19 protein-coding genes and 1 pseudogene are annotated in these 24,228 nt (G+C 43.6%); all 20 read right to left on the bottom strand.

Annotated features, from left to right (window positions below; translation table 11 throughout):
- Positions 1 to 3: 3 nt before the first annotated feature.
- The 20 genes and pseudogenes from LI288_RS13005 to LI288_RS12910 all read right to left on the bottom strand — a co-directional run bounded on the left by LI288_RS13005 (position 4) and on the right by LI288_RS12910 (position 24,201).
- Complete coding sequence (locus LI288_RS13005; protein WP_022431702.1) at positions 4 to 615, bottom strand: hypothetical protein; 612 nt, start codon at positions 613 to 615, stop codon at positions 4 to 6.
- Between the two features lie 93 nt (positions 616 to 708).
- Positions 709 to 1,323: an epoxyqueuosine reductase QueH gene (locus LI288_RS13000; RefSeq protein WP_022431701.1), complete on the bottom strand. Its 615-nt coding sequence runs from the start codon at positions 1,321 to 1,323 to the stop codon at positions 709 to 711.
- Between the two features lie 28 nt (positions 1,324 to 1,351).
- Positions 1,352 to 2,410 carry a histidinol-phosphate transaminase gene (hisC, locus tag LI288_RS12995; protein WP_227090807.1) on the bottom strand — a complete coding sequence of 353 codons (1,059 nt, stop codon included), beginning with the start codon at positions 2,408 to 2,410 and terminating at the stop codon, positions 1,352 to 1,354.
- A gap of 22 nt (positions 2,411 to 2,432) precedes the next feature.
- Positions 2,433 to 4,304, bottom strand: coding sequence for a DUF2079 domain-containing protein (locus LI288_RS12990; RefSeq protein WP_227090805.1), 1,872 nt, complete (start codon positions 4,302 to 4,304; stop codon positions 2,433 to 2,435).
- A gap of 34 nt (positions 4,305 to 4,338) precedes the next feature.
- Positions 4,339 to 5,529 carry an ROK family protein gene (locus LI288_RS12985; protein WP_227090802.1) on the bottom strand — a complete coding sequence of 397 codons (1,191 nt, stop codon included), beginning with the start codon at positions 5,527 to 5,529 and terminating at the stop codon, positions 4,339 to 4,341.
- A gap of 89 nt (positions 5,530 to 5,618) precedes the next feature.
- Positions 5,619 to 6,272, bottom strand: a complete 654-nt coding sequence (gene fsa / locus LI288_RS12980; protein WP_022431697.1) for a fructose-6-phosphate aldolase — start codon at positions 6,270 to 6,272, stop codon at positions 5,619 to 5,621.
- A 79-nt stretch (positions 6,273 to 6,351) separates the two neighbouring features.
- The gene (xylB, locus tag LI288_RS12975) at positions 6,352 to 7,854 is read right to left on the bottom strand and encodes a xylulokinase (RefSeq protein ID WP_227090800.1); all 1,503 of its coding nucleotides are present in this window, start codon (positions 7,852 to 7,854) and stop codon (positions 6,352 to 6,354) included.
- Positions 7,855 to 7,941: 87 nt separating this feature from the next.
- On the bottom strand, positions 7,942 to 9,426 hold the full coding sequence (locus LI288_RS12970; protein WP_227090798.1) for an L-fucose/L-arabinose isomerase family protein: 1,485 nt from the start codon (positions 9,424 to 9,426) through the stop codon (positions 7,942 to 7,944).
- A gap of 123 nt (positions 9,427 to 9,549) precedes the next feature.
- Positions 9,550 to 10,170 carry a DUF4867 family protein gene (locus LI288_RS12965; RefSeq protein WP_227090796.1) on the bottom strand — a complete coding sequence of 207 codons (621 nt, stop codon included), beginning with the start codon at positions 10,168 to 10,170 and terminating at the stop codon, positions 9,550 to 9,552.
- Between the two features lie 177 nt (positions 10,171 to 10,347).
- Entirely contained in the window at positions 10,348 to 12,741 is a 2,394-nt protein-coding gene (locus LI288_RS12960; protein WP_227090794.1) for a phosphoketolase family protein, read from the bottom strand.
- Positions 12,742 to 12,900: 159 nt separating this feature from the next.
- Positions 12,901 to 13,068: pseudogene (locus LI288_RS12955) on the bottom strand (ATP-binding cassette domain-containing protein); the annotation flags it as partial.
- Complete coding sequence (locus LI288_RS12950; protein ID WP_227090793.1) at positions 13,069 to 13,431, bottom strand: GntR family transcriptional regulator; 363 nt, start codon at positions 13,429 to 13,431, stop codon at positions 13,069 to 13,071.
- Between the two features lie 179 nt (positions 13,432 to 13,610).
- Positions 13,611 to 14,195, bottom strand: coding sequence for a phosphatase PAP2 family protein (locus LI288_RS12945; protein WP_022431690.1), 585 nt, complete (start codon positions 14,193 to 14,195; stop codon positions 13,611 to 13,613).
- Positions 14,196 to 14,213: 18 nt separating this feature from the next.
- Positions 14,214 to 14,741, bottom strand: a complete 528-nt coding sequence (locus LI288_RS12940) for a nitroreductase family protein (RefSeq protein WP_227090791.1) — start codon at positions 14,739 to 14,741, stop codon at positions 14,214 to 14,216.
- On the bottom strand, positions 14,734 to 16,215 hold the full coding sequence (locus tag LI288_RS12935) for an alanine/glycine:cation symporter family protein (protein WP_227090790.1): 1,482 nt from the start codon (positions 16,213 to 16,215) through the stop codon (positions 14,734 to 14,736). Before LI288_RS12935 ends, LI288_RS12940 begins: the two co-directional genes overlap by 8 nt.
- A 48-nt stretch (positions 16,216 to 16,263) precedes the next feature.
- Positions 16,264 to 17,589 carry an MATE family efflux transporter gene (locus tag LI288_RS12930; RefSeq protein ID WP_022431687.1) on the bottom strand — a complete coding sequence of 442 codons (1,326 nt, stop codon included), beginning with the start codon at positions 17,587 to 17,589 and terminating at the stop codon, positions 16,264 to 16,266.
- A 34-nt stretch (positions 17,590 to 17,623) separates the two neighbouring features.
- Positions 17,624 to 18,220, bottom strand: a complete 597-nt coding sequence (locus LI288_RS12925) for a ribonuclease H1 domain-containing protein (protein WP_227090787.1) — start codon at positions 18,218 to 18,220, stop codon at positions 17,624 to 17,626.
- A gap of 9 nt (positions 18,221 to 18,229) precedes the next feature.
- Positions 18,230 to 19,525: a homoserine dehydrogenase gene (locus tag LI288_RS12920; protein ID WP_022431685.1), complete on the bottom strand. Its 1,296-nt coding sequence runs from the start codon at positions 19,523 to 19,525 to the stop codon at positions 18,230 to 18,232.
- An 828-nt stretch (positions 19,526 to 20,353) separates the two neighbouring features.
- Entirely contained in the window at positions 20,354 to 22,396 is a 2,043-nt protein-coding gene (locus LI288_RS12915; RefSeq protein WP_227090786.1) for a hypothetical protein, read from the bottom strand.
- Positions 22,397 to 22,512: 116 nt separating this feature from the next.
- On the bottom strand, positions 22,513 to 24,201 hold the full coding sequence (locus LI288_RS12910; RefSeq protein ID WP_227090784.1) for an ABC-ATPase domain-containing protein: 1,689 nt from the start codon (positions 24,199 to 24,201) through the stop codon (positions 22,513 to 22,515).
- Positions 24,202 to 24,228: the final 27 nt, after the last annotated feature.

The following is a 24,228-nucleotide window of genomic DNA, read 5'->3' as shown; positions in this document are numbered from 1 at the left end:
CGGTTATTCAACTTCTTCAATATCCAGCTTGTCGTCTGCTTCGCTATCTTCTGATGGCTGTAACGCTTCTTTCTCTGCTGCAGCTTCCTGTTTGTCTTCATCTACAAAAATATCTTCATCAGTATCTTCAAAATCATCGTCATCATCCATATAGAAGTTCACAGGAATAATCTCGATACTGCTGCCAACCGCCTTACCGATGACATATACCGTATGGATTCCTTCCTCGTCGACGTTATCCACAAGATTTTTCACACTACTGATGCTCTTTTCAATATCACATGCCACATTCACACCTTCCGGCAGAATAATTGTGAGTGTACTTGCCGTACTGTTAAAGTTAATATAAACGTCTTTTTCAAAAACTGCCAGACCTAAATCAAGCACTGCCTTTGCACCGACGGTCTTGATTTCACAGCCTGAAAATTCTTCATCTTCTACTTCTACAACTTTCTTTTCAAAAATAGCATTGTACTTTTTAACTTCTGCATCTACGCTTTCATTTTCCTCTTTTGTAAAAGCTTCCTTTACGGTCTTGTACTTATCGTAAGCAACTTTTCCGGCAACTGCTGCCGCACCGATTCCCACTAATGTCTTTGCAAATTTTTTTGCCATAATCATACCTCATTTCTGCCGTTTTCCGGCGGTTTTCCATGATGAATATCCGGTTTTTCTACTCTTTAGTATATAACATTTTCCGGTGAAAAATCAACGGGAATACGCACATCCGCAATAATTCTGACGGTACAGACCATACTCTTTTGACAGCTCAATGGAGCGCTTATAGCCCTCTTTCTTTTTAAAGTCCGACAGCAGATACGGCACGCCGTATTCTTCTCCGAGCCGCAGTCCGATTTCATTGAGTTTCACACTGTTTTTTAACGGACTGATAGTAAGCGTGGTTGTAAAATAGTCATATCCTTTTTCTGCCGCCAGCTGCGCCGTCTTTTTTAGGCGCAGCTCATAGCACAAAAAGCACCGCTCGCCGCCCTCCTTACACTGTTCGTATCCTTTCACCGTATCAAAAAAGACCCTTGGCTCATAATCACCTTCGACAAAATCAACCGGATACTTTGCCGGAAATTCTTTGATAAAACGCTGCTGTTCGAGAACACGCTTGCGATATTCTTCCTCCGCAGAGATATTTGGATTGTAATAAAACACCGTAATCCGAAAATATCGTGAAAGATATTCAATCACATAACTGCTACACGGTGCACAACAGCTGTGCAGTAAAAGATGTTTTACGTCCTGTTGCTGTAATTCCTGTAACTTTTTTTCCAGTTCTTTCTGAAAATTTCTGTTTTCAAATGGGACTGCCATTTCTTACTCCGTTCTTTTTCCCTCTGCCCTATGCATTTACGATTTCTTTTAATGCGGCATACAGTGCCTGCATCTGCGCATCGGTTCCGATGGAAATTCTTAAATAATTGTCAATCCGCGGCTTGTTAAAATAGCGCACATAAATATTTCTTTTCTTTAATTCTTCAAAAATCGTCTTTGCCGGTACGCGCTGATGTGTCGCAAAAATAAAGTTTGCCGTAGAATCGGGGAAAGTAAAACCAAGTGCCATAAGCTGCTTTTTCGCTTCTTCTCTTGTATTTTTAATTTTTTCCACACATTCTTTAAAATAAGCATCATCTTCCACTGCCGCCACGCCGTATGCCAGTGTCGGTGCATTCATTGTATAAGAGTTAAATGAAAACTTCACATTGTTTAATGCCTTGATTAAATCCTTATTACCAAATGCATAGCCGATTCGCATACCTGCCATGGAGCGGGATTTTGAAAATGTCTGTACAACCAGCAGGTTGTCGTATTTATGAACCAGTTCTCTTGCAGACCTGCCGTCAAAATCAATATACGCTTCATCCACAATGACAACTACATCCTGATTGTGACGGATAATTTCTTCGACTTTTTCCAAATCCATATGCAGGGCTGTCGGTGCATTCGGATTCGGGAAAATCACACCTCCGTTTTCCTTAAAATAATCCTCCGGCACAATCTCAAACTTGTCGTTTAACGCCGGTGTTTCATACGGAATCCGGTATAAATCCGCCCATACACTGTAAAATGAATACGAAATATCCGGGAATAATACCGGCTTTTCAGAGTTAAAAAAGGTCATGAAGCACATGGCAAGCACATCATCCGAACCGACACCGGTAAACACCTCATTATCATCCATGCCGTAATACTGTGCAATTGAATGAACCAGTGCAGAACACTCCGGGTCCGGGTATAATCTTAACTTATCCATATCAAATGCTTTTGCTGCCTCATATGCCTTTGGTGCAGGCGGATACGGATTCTCATTCGTATTTAACTTAATGACATTATCCACCTTTGGCTGTTCGCCCGGTACATATGGTTCTACTCTCCTAATGTTCTTTTCCCATGCTCTCATCGCTGATACTTTCCTCCAATGCTCATTTTTCATCATTATACTGCAAATCCCTAAACACTGCAATCTGAAATGCCTTATAATAAATGGTTTCATAACGGTCGTTATTTAAATAATCATCCACATTAAAATCCGTACTGCCTGTGCGCAGATCCAGCGCAATGTACTCTGTGGTTTTATCAGTGTAATACAATTCATAAAGAATATCCCTGTCGGAAAGCGCCGGACACAAAAAGGTGGTTGCCGTCACGCCGGCATCTTTTGGAATCAGGGACAGTGCTTCGTTAAAATTGGCATAAACTTCCTGATTATATGCCGAATTGTAGCGCTCTATAACCGAGCTTCTCTGATATACCGTTGCCCCGAAAAACAGCAGACATGCCGCTGCAAGCATCGGAACGGCACGCAAGCGCAGCTCCCGTCTTAATTCCGAAAGATTGACTACTGCCAGATAAAACAGCAGTGTACCCGAACCGAATGCATACTGAAAATAAATGCTGTGAAAATACGTGTAATCCGACATTAAATTAAACAAAATGTAAGGTACTGTTAAAATATAGCGGGACCATTTTTTTGACACCAGTGGTAAAAACAGTAGTGCGCCCATTGTCTGCATGATAAATTCAAGCTTTTCCTGTGTAAGTACCTGTGTCACCAGATACGCCGGGTCTGCAAGCACGGTGCGGATCATGCCAGACATACTGCCGCTGTCCCCGTACACCATATTGTCAAAGCGGTATGTCATGACACCGTCCCCGATGACCGACAAAAGCACCGTTGTAAAAATAAAATACAGCAGACTTGCCGCAAGCATGATACTGTGGCGCTTCCAGCCTGTCTTTTCCTTGACAAATAGCATGTAAACAAGAATACACACCGCATACACCGCCGCATCTTCTTTTACCCCCAGCAGCAAGATCAGACTGATGATACTGCCCTTTAAATTTTCCTTTTCCAGAAAATACAAAAACGACAATATAAACAGCGGCAGGAACAGATTCTCATGGATATCATAAAAACAACCGCCGCTCATTACCGGATAGAGGCAGTATGCAATCACTGTCAATGCGGATTCCATGCGGGTTAAGCCGTGATTTTTACAAATGCCGAGCAGGGGCACAATCCCAAGTGCAATCACCACTGCCTGCATGACCTGTAATGTCACTGCCTTTGAATACAGTGCATAAAACGGCAGAAGCAGATAAAAATCCGGCGAGATATGCACACACAGATGCGATAACAGGTGGTCACGCTCACTGGTTGTATTCATCGTAAATGTTGTCTTCATATAGTGAAACATCTGTGAGAACAGCCCGCAGTCAAAATTCGGTGCTTCATAGGCAAGCACCCGCAATGCTGTACAGCCACCCGTAAACAACACAAAAAGGACACCGGATACAATACAAATGATGTGCAGACCCCTTCTGCTGGACAGTTCGCCTTTTTTCTGCGTATTGACTTGCGATGTTCCCGCCTGAGTCGCCATTCCGGCTGTATTATCCATATCGATATCTGTACAGGCTTCCGGCTCAAACGCATAAGAAAACGTAAATGTCAGCAACAGCACCATCCCGGTACAAAACCAGACATCCGGTGTCTGAATAACTGCGGTGAATGCATACAGCACCGTTACCAGTACCAGCAGCATTTTTTCTGTCCAGATATTTTTTATTTTTTCAAACAAGATATGCAATACGGCAAACGAAACGGCAATCGTCAGTATATGTAAAGCAACCGGCACTTCACCTACATACGATAAAGTACTCATCTTCTTTTTTGCCGTCACCGCAATCCATACTGCCTCTATAAGACAGACAAAACACCACGCCATAATAAATCTTATGACGCAGTGTTTTAAATTAAAATTCTTTCTGAAATTCTTCATGGTATTCATCATTTTTTACACCGTGGCATATCTGCCCCGCTACTCCTTAGATATTACTGATAAACTCTCCAAGAAACATCAGTGCCGCACCGGTATCTGCCTGTTCTGCCGTACACTGTGCAAAACTGAAATACGAACCGTCCGTATCAAATGAATACTTTTCAACCAGCATTCTGCGGATTTTATCCTGATACGGCACCAGATACTTTGCAACCGGACCGCCGACAACAACATTTCCATCACACATAATATACAAGTTGTTAATGCCTGTTGTCAAATCATCTAAATATTCCTCGAATACCTTGATAAAACGCGGATTTTCCTGCTGTAACTGGCTGAAAAATTCATCCAGCGTACAATCCTGCTCCGTCGAAAGCCGTCTTGCTGACACATACGCTTCAAAACAGCCTTCTTTTCCACAAAAACACTTTCTGCCATGTGGATGAATTGTCATATGTCCGAACTCGCCATAACGGTTATGCACACCGGTCTGTAATTTTTCTTTATCGATATATGCCCCGCCGACACCTGTATTTAGCATGACGTACAGCTTTGCATCAGACTGACTCGATGCCGCAGAACGGTTAAAATCCTCCACATTATTCATCGTCAGATTCTCAAATTTTCTGTCAAACCAGAATTCCGCATACGCATTTGCCCTTGTAATATTGGTTGCACGGCAGGTATAAGGAATTGCTTTGGTAAGCTCCGCTATCGGATAATTGCGGATTCCCATGGTCGGGGAGAACACCATTGTCTTATTGTCATTATCAAAAATGCCGGGAATTGTGATTCCCACACCCAAAACATCTTCGTCTGCGACATTGTTGCGGAAAATCACATCTTTTACAAGCTGCGCAATACTCTCACTGTAAACGGCATCTTCCGTAAAAGAAATGTTCTTTTTTTCCGAAAAGACAATCTCCCCTTTTAAATCGACAAGGGACACTTTAATGCCGGCATCTGAAAGATTGACACTGACCGCACACTTTGACATCCCGTTTACCGTAATTGCCTGTGCCTTTCTACCGCCTGTTGATTCAAAATTTCCCACAAAGTCAATCAGATTTTTCTCTAATAAAAGCTTTAAATTCTGATTAACCGTAGGCAGGGATAACTGTAAAATATCCGCTATCTCCTGTCTTGAAATCTTATCCGCATAATGAATCAGCCGGAATATTCGGTTTTTATTGAAACGTTTTACGTCCGTTGTTGTGATTTTTTCCGTTGTAATCATACTTCCTCCATGCCGCAGACGGCGTTTATCTGTATCTTCTAATCTCCATTCCGCAGGCATTTTAATGCCTAAGGAATCGCGAACTGAATTTATTCACCAAAAACTGCTTTATAATCATTCTGGAATTTTACAATGCCCGCATCAGTCAGCGGATGGTGAATCATCTGTTCAATAACCTTGTACGGTACGGTCGCAATGTCCGCACCTGCGAGTGCACAGTCTGTAATATGGATTGGATTTCTGACACTTGCACAGATGATTTCTGTCTGAATGTCATAATTGCTGAAAATGTCTACAATCGTCTGAATTAAGTCAATCCCCGGCTGTGAAATATCGTCTAATCTGCCAAGAAACGGCGATACGTAAGCCGCACCCGCTCTTGCTGCAAGCAGTGCCTGATTGGCTGAAAAGATTAAAGTGACATTGACCTTGATGCCTTCGCCTGATAATACTTTGGTTGCCTTTAAGCCCTCTGCCGTCATCGGAATTTTAACAACCATATTCGGATGGATTGCGGCAATCTCCCTGCCCTCTGCAATCATGCCTTCGGCATCGGTTGTCGTGGCTTTGACTTCCCCGCTGATTGGTCCGTCTACGATAGATGCAATCTCCTGAATGACTTCTTTAAAATCCCGTCCTTCTTTTGCAATCAGTGACGGATTCGTCGTCACCCCGCAAATCACCCCTAAATCATTCGCCTTTTTAATATCCTCTACATTCGCTGTATCAATAAAAAACTTCATACTCTTCTCCATTCCGAGCGACTTTGTCACGATAGCAGGAAAATTTGCTTTCGCCCGGAAGCAAATTTTCCTGTGTGAATCATCTTAAATTTAAGGAGGATTCACACTTCGCTATACTATCAAACACCGGTTTTAATGCCGGGTATATCTGCTGAAACTGACGATACTTTTCTTCGTAGCGTGCCGCAATTTCCGCATCGGGTTCAATCGTATCCACAACGTGGACAATCTGTCCTGCCGCCGCTTCTACCGTTTCATAAGCACCCGTGCCGACTGCCGCAAGCATTGCCGCACCAAGGGACGGTCCTTCTTCTTTATCCAGTACACATACCCTTATATTTAAAATATTGGCAATCATCTTGCGCCACAGCGGACTTTTTGCACCGCCGCCGCAGATTTTGGTTTCGGTAATCTTCATACCTAAGCTTTTTGCCACTTCAAAGGAATCCCGGATTGCAAATGCAACACCCTCTAAAACAGCCTGTGTCATATCGGTTCTTGTCGTGTCCATCGTCATGCCTGTAAACGTTGCCCGTGCCAGCGGATTGTTGTGCGGAGAACGTTCACCCATCAGATATGGCAGATAAAAAACATGATTGCTGCCAAGCATCTCATCGGTAATGCCTTCCTGCTCCTTTGCATAGTCACCTGTACCTATTATATCATCAAGCCACCATTTATTACAAGAGGCAGCACTCAACATACATCCCATTAAATGATAATGACCGTCTGCATGGGCAAATGCATGAAGGGCATTATTTGCATCAACACCAAATGTCATGCTTGAAATAAAAATTGTACCGCTTGTACCCAGTGAAATGTTACAGCTTCCGTCACCGACCGTTCCCGTGCCGACTGCTGCCGCCGCATTGTCCCCGGCTCCCGCAATGACTGCCGTATCTGTTGTAAGCCCCAGTTTTTCTGCTGCTTCCTCTGTCAGATGTCCGATACATTCATAGCTTTCAAAAACTCTTGCCATACAGTCTTTTGAAATACCGCATATTTCTAACATTTCCTCAGACCAGCGGCGGTTTTTGACATCAAATAAAAGCATCCCGGATGCATCCGATACATCGGTTGCGTGTACACCGGAAAAACGGTATGCCAGATAATCCTTTGGCAACATGATTTTACGGATTTTTTGGAAATTTTCCGGTTCATTTTCCCGTACCCACAAAATCTTCGGTGCCGTAAATCCCGCAAATGCGATGTTTGCCGTGTACTCTGTCAGCTTTCCTTTGCCGATTGTATTGTTTAAATATTCACATTCTTTTGTCGTTCTGCCGTCATTCCAAAGGATTGCCGGGCGAATCACCTTATCATTTTCATCTAAAATTACCAGTCCGTGCATCTGTCCGCCAAAACTGATACCTGCCACTTCTTCTTTCTTTATGCCCACTGTCAGTTCACGGATTCCCGCAACCGACTGTTCATACCAGTCATACGGATTCTGTTCTGACCAGCCGGGCTTTGGAAACGAAATCGGATATTCTTTTGAAACCGTTTTTACAACCGTTCCCTGTTTATCCATAAGCAGAAGCTTTACAGAAGAAGTCCCTAAGTCCACACCAATATAATACATATTTTTCTCCATTCCACAGGCATTTTTATCTGCGCCGGTTCATGCGCCTGCGGTATAAACCGGCCGTATATTTTTATCTATGGTATCTTAGCCAAACGGATTTTCCGTCTTATAAAGCATGCCCTTTGGCTGGTTAAATCCGATATCCTCGATACCAATATACTTAAATACTTCAAAAATGGCTTTTCCGAAATGTCCGAATGCAACCGCACCGTGATGCGGGAAGTTCTTTTCGATTAATACGTGTCTGTAGAATCTGCCCATTTCAGGAATTGCAAAAATACCGATTGCACCAAAAGACCTTGTTGCTACCGGAAGGACTTCGCCCTGTGCGATGTAAGCACGGATACCGCCTTCTGCCGTTCCCTGTAATCTGTAGAATGTAATGTCGCCCGGAACAATATCCCCTTCTAATGTACCGTTTGTTACTTCTTCCGGCAGGGAGCGTGCCATAATCATCTGATTGCGCATTTCATGGAAGGACAGCTTGCATGCCGCCGTATTGCCGCAGTGGAAGCCCATAAACGTATCCTTTTGTGTATAGTCAAACTTTCCTTTGATATCTTCGTTATAAATGTCTGCCGGTACGGAATTGTTAATATCTAACAGTGTTACAACGTCTTTGCTTACCGTGTAGCCGATAAATTCGCTTAATGCACCGTAAATATCGACTTCACACGAAACCGGGATTCCCATGGCAGTCAGTCTTGAATTGACATAACACGGTACAAAACCAAACTGTGTCTGGAATGCCGGCCAGCATTTTCCTGCAATTGCCACAAATTCCCTGGAGCCTTTATGGGCTTCTACCCAGTCAAGCAGTGTCAGTTCATACTGTGCAAGCTTGTTTAATATTTCCGGCTTTTTGTTGCCTGTGCCGAGTTCTTCTTCCATGCTCTTTACAACTGCCGGGATTCTCTCATCACCTGCGTGCTTGTGAAAGCTTTCAAATAAATCCAGTTCTGAATTTTCTTCGATTTCAACACCTAAGTTGTAGAGCTGCTGAATCGGTGCGTTGCAGGCGAGGAAATTCGTCGGACGCGGACCGAAAGTAATAATCTTTAAGTGATTGAGTCCATATACTGCACGTGCCACCGGCAAAAATTCATGAATCATGTCTGCACATTCTTCTGCGGTTCCGACCGGATATTCCGGTATGTAAGCGCCGACATTACGCAGTTTTAAGTTGTAGCTTGCATTTAACATACCGCAGTATGCATCACCTCTGCCCTGTACAAGTCCGCCGTTTGCGGAGGTTTCCTCGGCCGCCGCAACAAACATTTTCGGTCCGTCAAAATACTTTGCAAGCATGGTTTCTGAAATTTCCGGTCCGAAGTTGCCAAGGTATACGCAGAGCGCATTACAGCCTGCCTTTTTAATATCTTCTAATGCCTGCTGCATATGGATTTCACTCTCAACAATACAGATTGGACATTCGTAAATGTCGTCTTTTCCATACTTTTGTGTATATGCATTTACTAAATTTTCCCTTCTGTTTACGGAAAGAGATTCCGGGAAACAATCTCTGCTGACTGCGACGATTCCGACCTTCATTTCTGGCATATTATTCATTTTGTCCTCCATTCTGCCGACACTGCGGCACCCTTATATTTTCTGATTTTCCTGATGTTTTTTATTTTTAACATTTGTTTTTTGCATTTACTTTTTAAACCGGCTGTTTTGCCGTCTGTGCTGTTACAGATTTCCGATGGAAATGTTCTCACCTTTCAGCCCGTTAAATGCGCCTGCTATCTTTGCTTCTTCATGCGCCAGCAGCCATTTGTTGGACGCAGCTAAAAGCTTATCTTCTTTTAATAAATACGGCTGTTCTATCGGATAATTTGTTCCTTTCGGAAGCACTACCACACAGCGGAAACCCTTCTTATCTACACCGCACGGTGCATAGTGCAGGGTTGTCGCATAAACTTCTATCGCCGTTCCCGCCGGTACGAAAAAGGCTTTAACCTTTGCGGTGTCATACGTGTCATCTGACTCTATATCCTGCTGTTTTCCAAGCAGTAAAATCATATCGGTCACAGCGATATTGATTTCTGAGCTTCTGTGATACTCTAAACCGTTCAACTTTTCGTTGTGTCCGTTACAGTATCCAATCTGTACCGGCAGTCCGCCGTATACGCTTCTCCTTAAAACTTCACACACATCAAGCGCTTCAAGGGATGCATCAGACGGTTCGTAAATGACATCGTCCGGCAGCGGTGTCTTTTGCATTTTCTGTAAAAGCTGCGCTACGTCCAGCCCCTCAATAACCTTTCCGTACTCCTTAAATTCCTTTTCTTTCACACTGATAATTTCCATCGTTTCTCCATTTCAGATAAATATTTCTGTCAAATACAACATTGACATAGGTTGTTAAACTTTAGAGCTTTTAGAAAAGTGTTTTTTAAAAGCTTTTATTATTTTAACACCTATGTCAATGTTTTTCAATCATTTTCTATTGTTTTTTTATGAATAAAGTATGAATTTTTATTCATTTTAATCGTTGTTTTCCGGTGTATGCCACTTCCAGTCGCGTACCTCCGGTAAATCCATGCCGTATTCGCTGATGTACTGCTTATGTGCTACAAGTGTGTCACGCATTTTCTGAAGCAGGTACGCGCCCTTGTTTCCAAGCTGCGGCAGCGCATTGACAGTGGCTTCTACCAGATGGAAACGGTCGATTTCATTCTGGACACGCATATCAAACGGTGTTGTAATCGTTCCTTCTTCCTGATAGCCGAATACGTGCAGATTTCTGTTGTGTCTGTAGTATGTCAGTTCATGAATCAGTGTCGGATAGCCGTGGAATGCAAAGATAATCGGCTTATCCTTTGTAAACAGTGCATCATAGTCCGTATCAGACAATCCATGCGGATGCTGTGTATTGGACTGCAATTTAAACAAATCGACAACATTGATGAAACGAATCTTTAATTCCGGCAGATTGTCGCGCAGAATGGTGACTGCCGCAAGGGCTTCCATGGTCGGTGTTTCACCGCAGCCGACTAAAACTACGTCCGGTTCCTGTCCCTGGTCATTGCTTGCCCACTCCCAGATACCGACACCCTGTGTACAGTGCTTTACAGCCTGTTCCATGGTCAGCCACTGTGGTCTTGGGTGCTTTGAAGTTACCAGTACATTGACATAATCACGGCTTCTGATACAGTGGTCAAAGCAAGATAACAGGCAGTTTGTATCCGGTGGCAGATACATTCTGACAACGTCTGCTTTCTTATTGGCAATGTGGTCTAAGAAGCCCGGGTCCTGATGTGTAAATCCGTTGTGGTCCTGCTGCCATACATTAGAAGACAAAATGAGGTTTAATGAGGCAATAGACTGGCGCCACGGAAGCTGTGAACATACCTTTAACCATTTTGCATGCTGTGCCGCCATGGAATCCACGATTCGGATAAATGCTTCGTAGCTTGCAAAGAAACCGTGACGTCCTGTTAAAAGATAACCTTCCAGCCAGCCCTCGCACATATGCTCTGACAGCATAGAGTCCATAACACGTCCGTCTTTTGCAAGGAATTCATCATTGTCCTTTAATGCATTGTTCCAATCCCTGTTGGTTGCTTCAAAAATTTTACCCAGTCTGTTAGACATCGTTTCGTCCGGTCCAAAGATACGGAAGTTTCTGGTCTTTTCATTGAGCTTAAAAATATCTCTGATAAATCCGCCCAGCTCAATCATATCCTGACCTTCTTTAGCACCCGGTGACGGAACATCTACTGCATACTCCCTGAAATCAGGCAGGCGTAAATCCCGTAACAGTTTACCGCCGTTTGCATGCGGATTGGCACTGATTCTTGAATCCCCTTCCGGTGCAAGTGCCTTTAATTCCGGAATCAATCTTCCTTCTTTATCAAACAGTTCTTCCGGCTTGTAGCTTCTTAACCATTCGTCTAACATCTGTAAATGTTCCGGTCTATCCATCATAATCGGAACCTGATGCGCACGGAATGTTCCTTCGATTTCCTTTCCGTCTACAACCTTCGGTCCTGTCCAGCCCTTTGGTGTACGAAGTACAATCATCGGCCAGAACGGTCTTTCAGTCTTGCCGTTTTCCCTTGCCTCCTTCTGAATCTGATGGATTTCTTCAATAACCGTATCCACGGTTTCTGCCATTTTGCGGTGCATCGTCATCGGGTCATCGCCTTCTACAAAATAAGGCTTCCAGCCGCAGCCGTGGAAAAAGCTTTCAATCTCATCATGTGAAATTCGTGAGAAAATTGTCGGGTTGCTGATTTTATATCCATTTAAGTGAAGAATCGGAAGCACTGCACCATCTGTTACCGGATTTAAAAACTTATTGGAATGCCATGCTGTTGCAAGCGGGCCTGTTTCTGCTTCACCGTCACCGACAATACAGGTTGTAATCAGATCCGGATTATCAAATACAGAACCAAAAGCGTGTGCAATGGAGTAACCCAGCTCACCGCCTTCATTAATAGAACCCGGTGTTTCCGGTGCTACATGGCTTGAAATACCGCCCGGAAACGAGAACTGCTTACACAGCTTTTTTAATCCATCCATATCTTCGCTGACATTCGGATAAACCTCACTGTATGTACCCTCTAAGTAAGAGTTGGATACAAAGAAGTTGCCGCCGTGTCCCGGACCTGAAATCAATACCATATCCAGGTCGTACTTTTTAATCGCACGGTTCATGTGGCAGTATACAAAATTCTGTCCCGGAACGGTTCCCCAGTGTCCGACAATCTTTTTCTTGATATGCTCCGGCTTTAACGGTTCGCGAAGCAGTGGATTATCCAGCAGATACAGCTGGGCTGCTGATAAATAATTTGCCGCTCTCCAGTACGCATTCATTTTTTCAAGGTAAGCATCTGTCAAAGGCTGTTTTTCAACGCATGTCGTTTCTGTGTTCATGTAAATCTTCCTTTCTTCCTGTTGATTTCATTTCAACGTTTTGTAAAATGTTTTTACAAAAGCCATTTACATAATATCACACAACCGCCCAATGTCAATATCTTCTTTTATGAAACTTTTCCGATAAATTTTAGAATTGTGTCACCTGTTGCCTGCACCCGATACGGGATTCTGGGCGGACATCAGGGATAACAGTGTCGTCTTTCCCGCACCGTTTCTTCCTATCAGTCCGTATATCTTACCCGGTTCAAGCTCCAAATTCACATTTTTTAAAACTGTCTTTTCTTTATAGCTTTTTCCTGCATTTTTACAAATCAGATTCTCCATTTACTTTCCCTCCATAATCATCTGCACCAGTTCCTGTTTCGTGATACCAAGGCTCTGCGCCTCAGCAAGCATGGACGCAATATAGTCCTGATAAAATGCATCTTTTCGTTTTTTTTGAATCACTTCCTTTGCTCCCTTCGCCACAAACATACCAATTCCTCTTTTCTTGTATACAATCCCTGCTTCAACCAGAATGTTGATTCCTTTTGCGGCAGTTGCCGGATTAATGGCATACAGCTTCGCCAGTTCATTCGTACTTGGCACCCGTTCTTCTTCGCAGAGTATATCCCGTAAAATGTCGTTTTCAATCATTTCACTAATCTGGATATATATTGACTTTTCCTGTGTTAAAATCTCATTCATTCTGCTCCTCATTCCTTATGCTATTTAACCGCACACCGGCGGATATAAAAATTTGCTCCTGCTTACATCAATCGCATGAATGTTATTTTATCTTGCGCAGTTACATGGTTAATTAGTTAAGTAACTAACATATGAACTAAAAATAGCACTTGAGGTCTTTACCGTCAAGTGCTATTTCTTTATTTTTTCCACAATGTTTTATACGATGCGCCTTCCACCAGCACTTTCCGCAGTCTGCCCGGCTTTTCAAGCACCTTTTTCATAAGCAGATAAGCTGCCCCGCCGTATGCCGAACCGAATACGACACTTGCCAGTACATCGGTCGGATAATGAACCGTCAGATACAGTCTTGAAAATGAAATGAGTGCCGCAAGCACCAGTGCGCCGATGCCTTCTTTTTTATTCCACAGGCGGATTGCCACCGCCGCCGCAAAGGAGGCAGAGGTATGTCCTGACGGAAATGACCAGTCGTAAATCCTGTCAAAGACCCGGTAGAGATTTTCAAAGGTCGGGTCTGCATGAAACGGACGCACCCGCTGGTACAGATTTTTCATGATGCCGTTACAGATAACCAGCGAAATGAGCAGTGCCGCAACCACGGTCGCACCGGTTTTCCGGTAACGCTTCGGCAGCACAAACAGCATTGCCGCCGCAATCACCAGCCAGATCAATCCGCCGTTTCCAAGACAGGTAATCTGATACATCAGAAAATCCAGCACCGGATTATGCAGTTCTTCAAACCAGTGCAAAATTTTTAATTCCATACGCACCTTTCCGCAGCTTTAATCTGCAAATACAATAACATTTTCATTCTTTTCCTTGCAGGCAGGCTCCTGTGCCGCGTAACCTAAGTCTACAATGCCCCATACGATATGGTTGTCCGGCACACCGAACTTCTTTAATTCGGCACGTACCTGCGGCTCGTCACAGATTTCCTTTAACTGGTTAATCCAGCAGGAACCAATGCCAAGCTCCTGTGCCATCAGGAACATATTCTCCATTGCACAGGCACAGTCTGCAAGTCCGTTTGTATTGTCTTTTTCATTGGATGCCAGAATAATGACATCCGGGTCGTAAAAATTGTAACTTTCCGGGCGGTTTAACGTTTCCCTTACCACCTTTGCCAGTTCCTGTATGTTTTCTTTTTTACGGATTACCGTAAACTGCCATGACTGTCGGCTCATGCCGCTCGGTGCGTAAATTGCCGCCTTTAAAATAGTATCTAAGTCTTCTTTGCTGACCGGTCTGTCTGTATATGCCCGGCAGCTTCTTCTTGTTAAAATATTGTCTAATACCGCATTGTTACTCATTTGACACTACCTCGCTTTCCTGTGCGTTCTCCATGCCCTTTGCCTTCTTTTTGGCTCCGGCACGTTCACCCTGCGCAACCTGTTCCATATATTTCCTGGTTTCCGCAACTACTACACCGCTTAATGCCACAATGGCAATCAGATTCGGAATCGCCATTAAGCCGTTGAAAATATCTGCAATTTTCCAGACCGCAGATACCGTCATAAACGGTCCGATAAATACACATACAATATACAGCCATCTGTAGCCTTTTACAACCTTTTGTCTGCCGCCGACCAGATATTCCAGACATTTTTCACTGTAATAATCCCAACCGAGAATCGTTGTAAATGCAAAGAATACCAGACACATCATGAGGACAAATGCCGATACCTTAGCTGGAACCGGAAGTCCCTGCTGAAATGCCGCCGTTGTAACCGCAACCCCCTGTAAGCCGACGTTCCATGTACCTGTAATTGTAATGGCAAGACCTGTCATCGTACAGATAATAATGGTATCAATAACCGTTCCCGTCATGGAAATTAAGCCCTGCTGTGCCGGTGAATCACTATTGGCTGCTGCCGCTGCAATCGGCGCACTACCAAGTCCGGCTTCATTTGAAAAGATACCGCGGGCAACACCCATCTGCATTGCCATAAGCATACCGCCGATTGTTCCGCCCGTTACCGCACGCAGACCGAAGGCACTCTGCACAATTTCAACCAGTGCGCCCGGAATTGCCGTAAAATTAAAAATAAGAATCAAAACAACCGCAACCACATAACAGCCTGCCATAAACGGCACAATTACCTGTGCTACGGAAGAAATACGCTGGATTCCGCCGATAATAACAAGTGCCACGCAGACAGTCAGTAAAATACCCGTAATAACAACAGTCCATGAATACGTTCTTCCAAATAAATCAACGGTCCATTCGTTATTGGCATCAAAAAATCCGTTGACTGCACTGGTAATGCCATTAATCTGTGTAAAGGTTCCGATACCTAAAAGACCGACACCTACACCGAAAAATGCAAAAATCTTTGCCAGCCACTTCCACTTGTGTCCCATGCCGTTTTCAATATAATAGAACGGTCCGCCTAAGATATGACCGTCTTCATTGACAACGCGGTATTTCACCGCAAGAAGACATTCTGAATATTTGGTAACTGTTCCGACAATCGCCGCAATCCACATCCAGAACAGCGCGCCCGGACCGCCTGCTACCATAGCCGTTGCAACACCGACGATATTTCCCGTACCGATGGTTGCCGAAAGTGCCGTACACAATGCCGCAAAGCTGGATACTTCTCCGTCTTCGCCGCTTCTCTCATTTGAAAACAGTTCTTTGACCGCCAACGGAAATTTCGTTACCTGAAGTCCTTTTAAACGGAATGTCATAAAAAGTCCGACTGCAAGAATCGCTATAATAAGCGGCAGTCCCCAGATAAAATCATCAATCGTTGTCAATGCGGTATTAATGGTATCTAACATGAATTTTCCCTTATCCTTTCCTGATTAAAACTTTCTTTCGCAATATCATCAAATATGTATTTTGTTCTTATGAAACATATACACCGAAACAAACAGACACACAAACTCTGCCACCGGAATTGCCATCCACACGCCGTTTATTCCAAACAGATATGCCAGTCCGACAATCGCTATCACCTCAACAATCAGTGTACGAAGAATCGACACCACCGCAGAATCCCGTCCGTTGCCGAGTGCCGTAAGATATCCCGATGCAAAAATGTTAATGCCATTTACTAAAAAACAAACCGCAAACAGCCTGAAACCGGACAGCGACATTTCATATAACGCTGTATTATTTCCGACAAAAATGCGCATTGTCCATCCAGCTGCTAATTGGGATATTGCAAATATCACAACGCCTGCTGCCAGAAGAATCCTGATACACATTGCAAACAGCTTTTTTAAATCCGCATAATTGCCCGCGCCGTAATTATAGCTGAAAATCGGTGCAACACCATTTGTAAAGCCCATATACGCGGACGAAAACAGAAAGTGTGCATATAGAAGCACCGTAATCGCCGCAACACCATTTGCACCCGCAAGGCGCATCAGAATGATATTAAAAATAAATGTCGTCACCGCACTTGCGATATTCGTCACCATTTCCGATACCCCGTTGCTCATCGCCTTTAACAAAAAGGACGTATCCCACCGGAACTTCTCAAAATACAGTTTGAGATTCTTCCGGCTGTATACAATCACCGGTACAGCCGCACCGATACCATAACTGATAACCGTTGCAAATGCCGCACCCATCAGTCCGAAGCCCGCACATTTTACAAACAGATAATCCAGACAGATATTGCTGAATCCGCAGGTCAGCGACAAAATCAGTCCGTACTTCGGCTTATCATTCGTCGTCCAGAACGGCATGAATAACATCTGTAACATGGAAAACGGCGCGCCAAGTGCCATGATTGTGCCATACTGCACACAGTACGTAACCAGCGGTTCTCCCTTTGCGCCAAGCGCCAGTGAAATCGGACGCATTGTCAGTGCAAAAAGAATTCCCAGCACCACACCCGAAACCACTGTAAAAAATGCAAGCTGTGTAAACCGCTGTCTGGCAAGACTGCCCTTTCCTTCACCGAGCAGCCTTGCCACAATGGCATTGCCGCCCATGGAAAGCATGACACCGATTCCGTTTAACAGATACACCACCGGATACACGATATTGGTCGCCGAAAGCTGTTCACTTCCTGCAAACTGGCTGATAAAAATACCGTCCGTCATGACATAAATTGAAGTGACAATCATCATGGCAACTGCCGGAAAAACAAACTGTAACAGCCGTGCCGTATTAAATTTCGTTGCAATTGTTAATCTACCCATTTTACCTCCACCACATTTTCATGCGGCTTTTACTCTAAACAATCCCGACTGCCTGTTTTGCAAGCCGGTCTGCCTCTTCGTTTCCGGCAACCCCAGAATGTCCTTTTACTTTGATAAAATGCAGCGTAATCTGATTTTTTACAGACTGCACATAATCGTAGTAGGCAATTGTTCCCTTTTTATTGCGCTTCCACAGTCCCTTTGCCCACATTTCGATTCCCATATAATCGTAATAAATGGACAATTCTTCCAGTCCGAGTTCAACGGCTTTTTCAATCGCCGCCATACTGCCAAGCACCTCGCCTGCCACATTCCTCATGGAAGCCATGTCCGCATCTTTGCCGGACCCCTGCAGTACTTCTTTAACGCCGTCATGGACAAGAAATCCGCCATAACCGTATACATGTGTCTTCTGGTTAAATGAACCATCGACAAACGCATAAACTTCCGGTTCTTTTCCAGCCTGCGCTGTTTCTGCATCTTCTTTAATATACGCCTCTGCCTCCTGCAGGGTTGTAAAACTTTTATATTGTGCACCGGAAAATCCCGTCACCATTGCTTTGCACGTATTCCAGTCCTTATAAATGCCGGGTTTAATTCCCTTTCTTACTGCATAATATTTTACTGCCATTTTTCCACCTTAATAAACTCTGATTACACCTGAAATTTCTTTTACAACAGACATTCCGCTAAAAATGGTCATTGCATCATTGAAGTTATTTTCCTGTACTTCATCGGTAATAATCACCAGTTCCGCGATACCGCCCTTACGGCTCTTTTGTACAACCTGCGCAATGCTGACACCGTTGTTGCCGAGGACACTTGCGATATTGGCAAGAACGCCCGGCTTGTCCTGTGCATGAATCCGCAGGAAGAATTTGCTCTTTGTTTCACCAATCTGCTTGACCGGAAGCTGCTTGTAACAGCTGCAGCCCACTCTGCCGCAGCAATTATAGACAAGATTTCTCATCACATCCACAACATCACCCATCACTGCACTGGCTGTCGGCATCTGTCCTGCGCCCCTGCCCATAAACATTGCATCATCCATCGCATCGGCATGTACAAACACCGCGTTAAATGCGTCTTTTACGCCTGCAAGCGGATGATTTTCATCAATCAGCATCGGATGTACCTTGACTTCAATGCCCTCCGGTGTGTTTCTTGCCAGTCCGAGCAGCTTAATCACATAGCCGAATTCTTTGGCATAACGGATATCATCAGCTGAAATCTTTGTAATACCTTCTGTATATACCTGTGGAAATGTCACACGCGAATTAAACGCAATCGATGCCATAATCGCCATCTTTCGTCCCGCATCATATCCCTCCACATCGGCTGTCGGGTCTGCTTCCGCATAACCAAGCTCTGTTGCCTGTGCCAGTGCTTCTGCATAATCCATGCCTTTTTCGGACATTTTTGTTAAAATGTAGTTGGTCGTTCCGTTTACAATACCCATGACTTCGCTGATACGGTTGCCCGCCATACTCTGCTTTAACGGACGGATAATCGGAATCGCACCGGCAACTGCCGCTTCAAATTCAAGGTCCGCACCGGCTTTTTCTGCTGCAGCCATCACTTCCTGTCCGTGTTCTGCCAACAGATCCTTATTTGCCGTTACAATCTGCTTTCCGGCTTCCAGTGCTTCAATAATATAGGTCTTTGCCGGTTCAATACCACCCATGACTTCAATCACAATGTCAATTTCCGGGTCTTCTATAATTTCTTTCCAGTTATCGGTTAAAACTGCATCCTCAATGCCCTCTCTTTTCTTTGACGCATTTCTTACAAGCACTTTTTTTACGACTAAATCCGCACCTGTCTTTTGTACAAATTCACTTTTCATTTCCTGGCACAACTTATAGACGCCGGTACCGACTGTACCCGCGCCTAAAATTGCCGCATATATTGTTTTTTTATGATTTTCGCTCTGCATTTCTTCCTCCCATCTACCGAAAAAACGGTAATTGGTATCTATTATAGCAAATAAAATGCTAAATGACAATTACTTTAACGTGCTAAACAGAAAAAGCAAGGCGTGTTCACCCTGCTTTCCCTGTATAATATGTGTCGTTACTAAAAACCATTCTGCCAAAAGTATGGCCACTGGATTCCAGCTGCTGTTCCCGATTTTGACCAGATACAATCCCAGCTACTCATTTCCCATGTGTTGTTTTCATTTTTGGTAAAATATAATATAAGCCCCTGCTCTTTTTCCGGTGTTACATAATATACCTTTGACAGTTTTTTTGAATAAGACAATACCTTACATGATTCCTGTTCACTATTCTCATCAAAAAAACCTGTATCTATATAACGATTATAAAATTCCTTTCCATGCAATACCGTCAGCAATTCATTATGAATAAACGGTACTGCCCAAATAAGAATTATTATTAGTACAATTATACCCAGAATTTTTTGTGTTTGTTTCGATGTTTTTTTCGTTTAGATTCCCCTCCTCATTTTATTTATATACTATATGATTAAGATTTTGTTTATCCAAATCACTCTTTCAACACTCTTAATCATAACACCAATATATTTTAAATCATTTCCTAGCATTTTGCCAGTATTTCGTATAAATATATGTACTTTAATTCAAATTTCATATTATTATAAAATCACCTATCGAATAATAATCGCAGAATTCTTTTGCAATCTTTGAAATAAAATGCAGAATTACAATCACTTTAACGTGCTAAAGAATAAAGTGCAAAAAGACAGGGAGCAATTCGTTCTCCCTGTCTTTCCTGTGTGTACCCTAGACCTCTACATGTCCGTTTACAACATTCCATGTTCCATATTCATTATCTGCTGTTCCGTTATACGTTAAATCCAGTGCGCCATTGGTCATATACCACCAGCCATACTCATTCACTGCAAGTCCGGTGTAATTCCTGTCTAACGCGCCATTGGTCATATACCACCAGCCGTAATCATTCACCGCCATTCCCGTATAGTTCCAGTCTAATGCACCGTTGGTCATGTACCACCAGCCGTAGTCATTCACTGCCATTCCCGTATAATTCCAGTCTAATGCACCGTTGGTCATATACCACCAGCCGTAATCATTCACCGCCATTCCCGTATAGTTCCAGTCTAATGCACCGTTGGTCATATACCACCAGCCGTAATCGTTGGCTGCCATTCCCGTATAGTTCCAGTCTAATGCGCCGTTGGTCATGTACCACCAGCCGTAATCATTCACCGCCATTCCCGTATAATTAAAATCGATTGCTCCGTTGCTTACATACCACCAGCCATAGTCATTAGCTGCCATTCCGGTATAACTAAAATCGATTGTCCCGTTACTTACATACCACCAGCCGTACTCATTGGCTGCAAGTCCCGTATAATCAAAATCAATTGTCCCGTTACTTACATACCACCAGCCATACTCATTGGCTGCAAGTCCTGTATATCCATAATCCGGATTATCATTGCGGTAATACACCCAGTTATCACCATCATATATCAATCCATTGAGGCTTCCCAACGCATTTCCATTACTATCCACACCGTAAAAAGTTACATTTCCATCGCTATCGGATGTATACCACACTACGGTATCATTGATATATACCGGTTCACAATCTGAAAGCATTCCATTCATGGTATATACCGGGCTGATCTGACTGCCGTCCGCATCAATATATGTATAATCTATTGCTCCGACTGACCGTTTTTGATAGGACCACATCACAAGATATTTATTATCATTTATCTTTACCAAATACGGAGTTGTTGCTGATAAATCACCTTCCAGATTCGTCAGCCAATTCACAAATGTATGTCCGTCTCTTTTTGACTTTCCGACAATGCATACGTTACGATAATCATGCCTGCTGCGGTCATCACTTGTATCTTCCTGATTAATGGAATTGGCTGCAACAAGATATGCACTGTCTGTGACCTCAAATCCACCTACGGATGCACCTGTAGCATTATCTCCGATTTCTCCCGTAAATTCAAAAAGGTCTGTCGATTTACAAGGATTTTTCCAATAATTCATATTGGAAATAAACTGACCATTTGTAAAATCTGTCTGGTATTCTGTCAGTACAATGCTTCTCGGATAGGCATCTCCATGATCCACTGCAACAAGATGGTTTCCTTCCGTTTTAATAAACTGGTTAAATGAGTGGCTCACATACCCGTATTTCGAATTCATAACATCCGTATAAGAATCTGTAATCACCAGCTTGTTTTCATCAAACTGAATGGTTACATTGGCCTGATGACGAAGTCCGTCTGACGACAAATACATCTGATGACTGGTTCTTACAAAAAGATAGCCGTCCGCTTCTGTCATCCTTACACATCCTGCACGAAACGGAAGAAATGTGTTACAATCATACAATCCGGCTGAACCGATTCTGTTCCAGTTCTTGTCATACTTTGTAATTCTGTAACATTCCACCGTATCTGATTCTTCCTCATTTTTCTGTCCTGTTACAATATAGTAAGCATCACTGCCGCTGTAGAAACCGCCATATATAGGAAGTTCCGGGGCAAGCTGTCTGACACCTGTAACGTTATACTGTGAATCGTAATATTCAACATATATATTGCTTGAATCATAATCAAACTGGACACGCATCATATTCCCATTTCCGATATCTACAAGATAAGAACCAATCGGACTTGCACTTCTGGAATAATTATGCAAACGTGTTGCTATCTCAATATCTGATTTTGTGTTCACCGCAGCCTTTGCCGTAACGGATGTACCGCCTGTAAAAATGAGTGCAGCTGCCACCGCTGCCATGGCAAATACGCCTGTTGCAAATTTTTTCAACTTCATACACTATCCTCTTTTCCGGGCTGCTTTTACAAGCCCTGCTGACCCTATTATAGAATAGTCCGGAACAAAAAACAATATTGAAGTTCTGCTTTAAATGCATAAAAGATAAAATGCACTTATCCTCTGTACCGGTTCACTACCGCCATAAATTCCTGCTTCCTTGGCAGTGCCAGTCCTGCCGGAACATACGAAAGCCCACAGACCGATTCAATTCCGTCACGATGAATTTTTTCATAAAGTTCATCTGTTATCTGTAAAAGTGTCTTTTTACCGTCAAACAGGTGTTTCTGTGCATAAGCAAGCATATACCCCAGTGCATTTAACTGTTCTGAATCTACCAGCTGCTCAATATAACGGACATCAATATTTTCCTTATTAATACAGATGGTATCCAGTCCTGTTGTTTTGATTTTTACCCTGTCGTCTGCTCTTTTTGAAGCCTTCGGACAGCGCTTATGACTGCTCTTTTTATATGTCGGATTTTCGGACTGTGCCAGCGGAAATTCCTTTGCCTGTGTTTTTGCATATTCCGTAATATCCACCGGTTCGTAGCGGTTCATCTGAATAATCAGGTCCGCTTTATGAAAATACGAGCCGCAGCTTCCCGCTACAAGTATGGTGGAAATGCCTTCTTTTTCATAAAGTTCCCGCACCCTGTCTATAAACGGAATAATCGGCTCCTGACTGCCATGTACAACCCGCTGCATCAGCACATCACGAATCATAAAATTTGTTGCACTGGTATCCTCATCAATCAGCAGCAGCTTTGTCTGTGCTTCCACAGCTTCTGCTACACCTGCTGCCTGCGATGTACTGCCGCTGGCATCCTGCGTAACAAAATGTACCGTGTCTTTTCCGTTTGGCAGATTGCGGATAAACATGGAAATATCCACATCGTGAATGCTTCTGCCATCTTCCGCCCGTACCTTTACCGCGGTATCATCCGTCACCGTATATTCCCTGCCGTCCCCTGCAATATGATTGTACACACCGGCTTCCAGTGCCTTTAACAGCGTTGACTTGCCGTGATACCCGCCGCCGACAATCAATGTCACGCCTTTTGGAATGCCCATGCCGGTTATCACGCCCGCATGCGGCAGGTGCATTTCAACACGCAGGGATTTAGGCGACTGAAAAGGAAATGCCTGCCGCATGGGACGGTCAGATACCCCGGACTGTCTTGGAAGCACTGCACCGTCTGCTACAAATGCCGCCAGATTTTTTTCTTTTAACTGTCTGCGCAGACATGCCGTATCTTCTGCAAGGTGGACTGCTTTTTGTAATTCTTTTGCCGGAACTGCCGAAAAATACAGCGTCTTTTTTACACACTCCGGCAGATATCCGAATAAAATCTTTTCCAGTGCTTTTGCATCAATTGTCCTTCCATGCGCCGGAAAACCAATTTCCAGCCGCACTGTCACACTGCCTGTATGATTATCCATCTGACACGCTGAGCGGGATAAAATTTCCTGTCCGCAGCGGCTTACAGATAATAAACCGCTTTTCCCCGAACCTTTTGCCTGAAAAGAATAGTTTTGAACTTCCCCTGCAAACAGGCGCAGCACAAAATCCTGCACTGCTGTACGCTTATCCTCTGTATCATAATATTCTTTTGGGAAACCGGCTTTCTGTCCCGACACTTCTATATGTACCTTTGACGGTGCTGCAAACGGATCTCCCTGCACATGGTCAATAGAGAGCATATATGCACCAAAGTCATACATTCCCTGCAATTCTTTATATGCCGGATACCCCCTGTGGTCTATTCTTGCCAGCATATTTTTTAAAACTTCCTGCGATTTCAAAATTTACTCCATTCTGACCTTTCTAAG

Origin of the sequence: Lachnospira pectinoschiza (assembly GCF_020564355.1) — a bacterium.
Classification (GTDB): Bacteria; Bacillota; Clostridia; order Lachnospirales; family Lachnospiraceae; genus Lachnospira; species Lachnospira intestinalis.
Note: the sequence above shows the minus strand (reverse complement) of the source record. Positions and strands in the feature narration are given on the sequence as shown.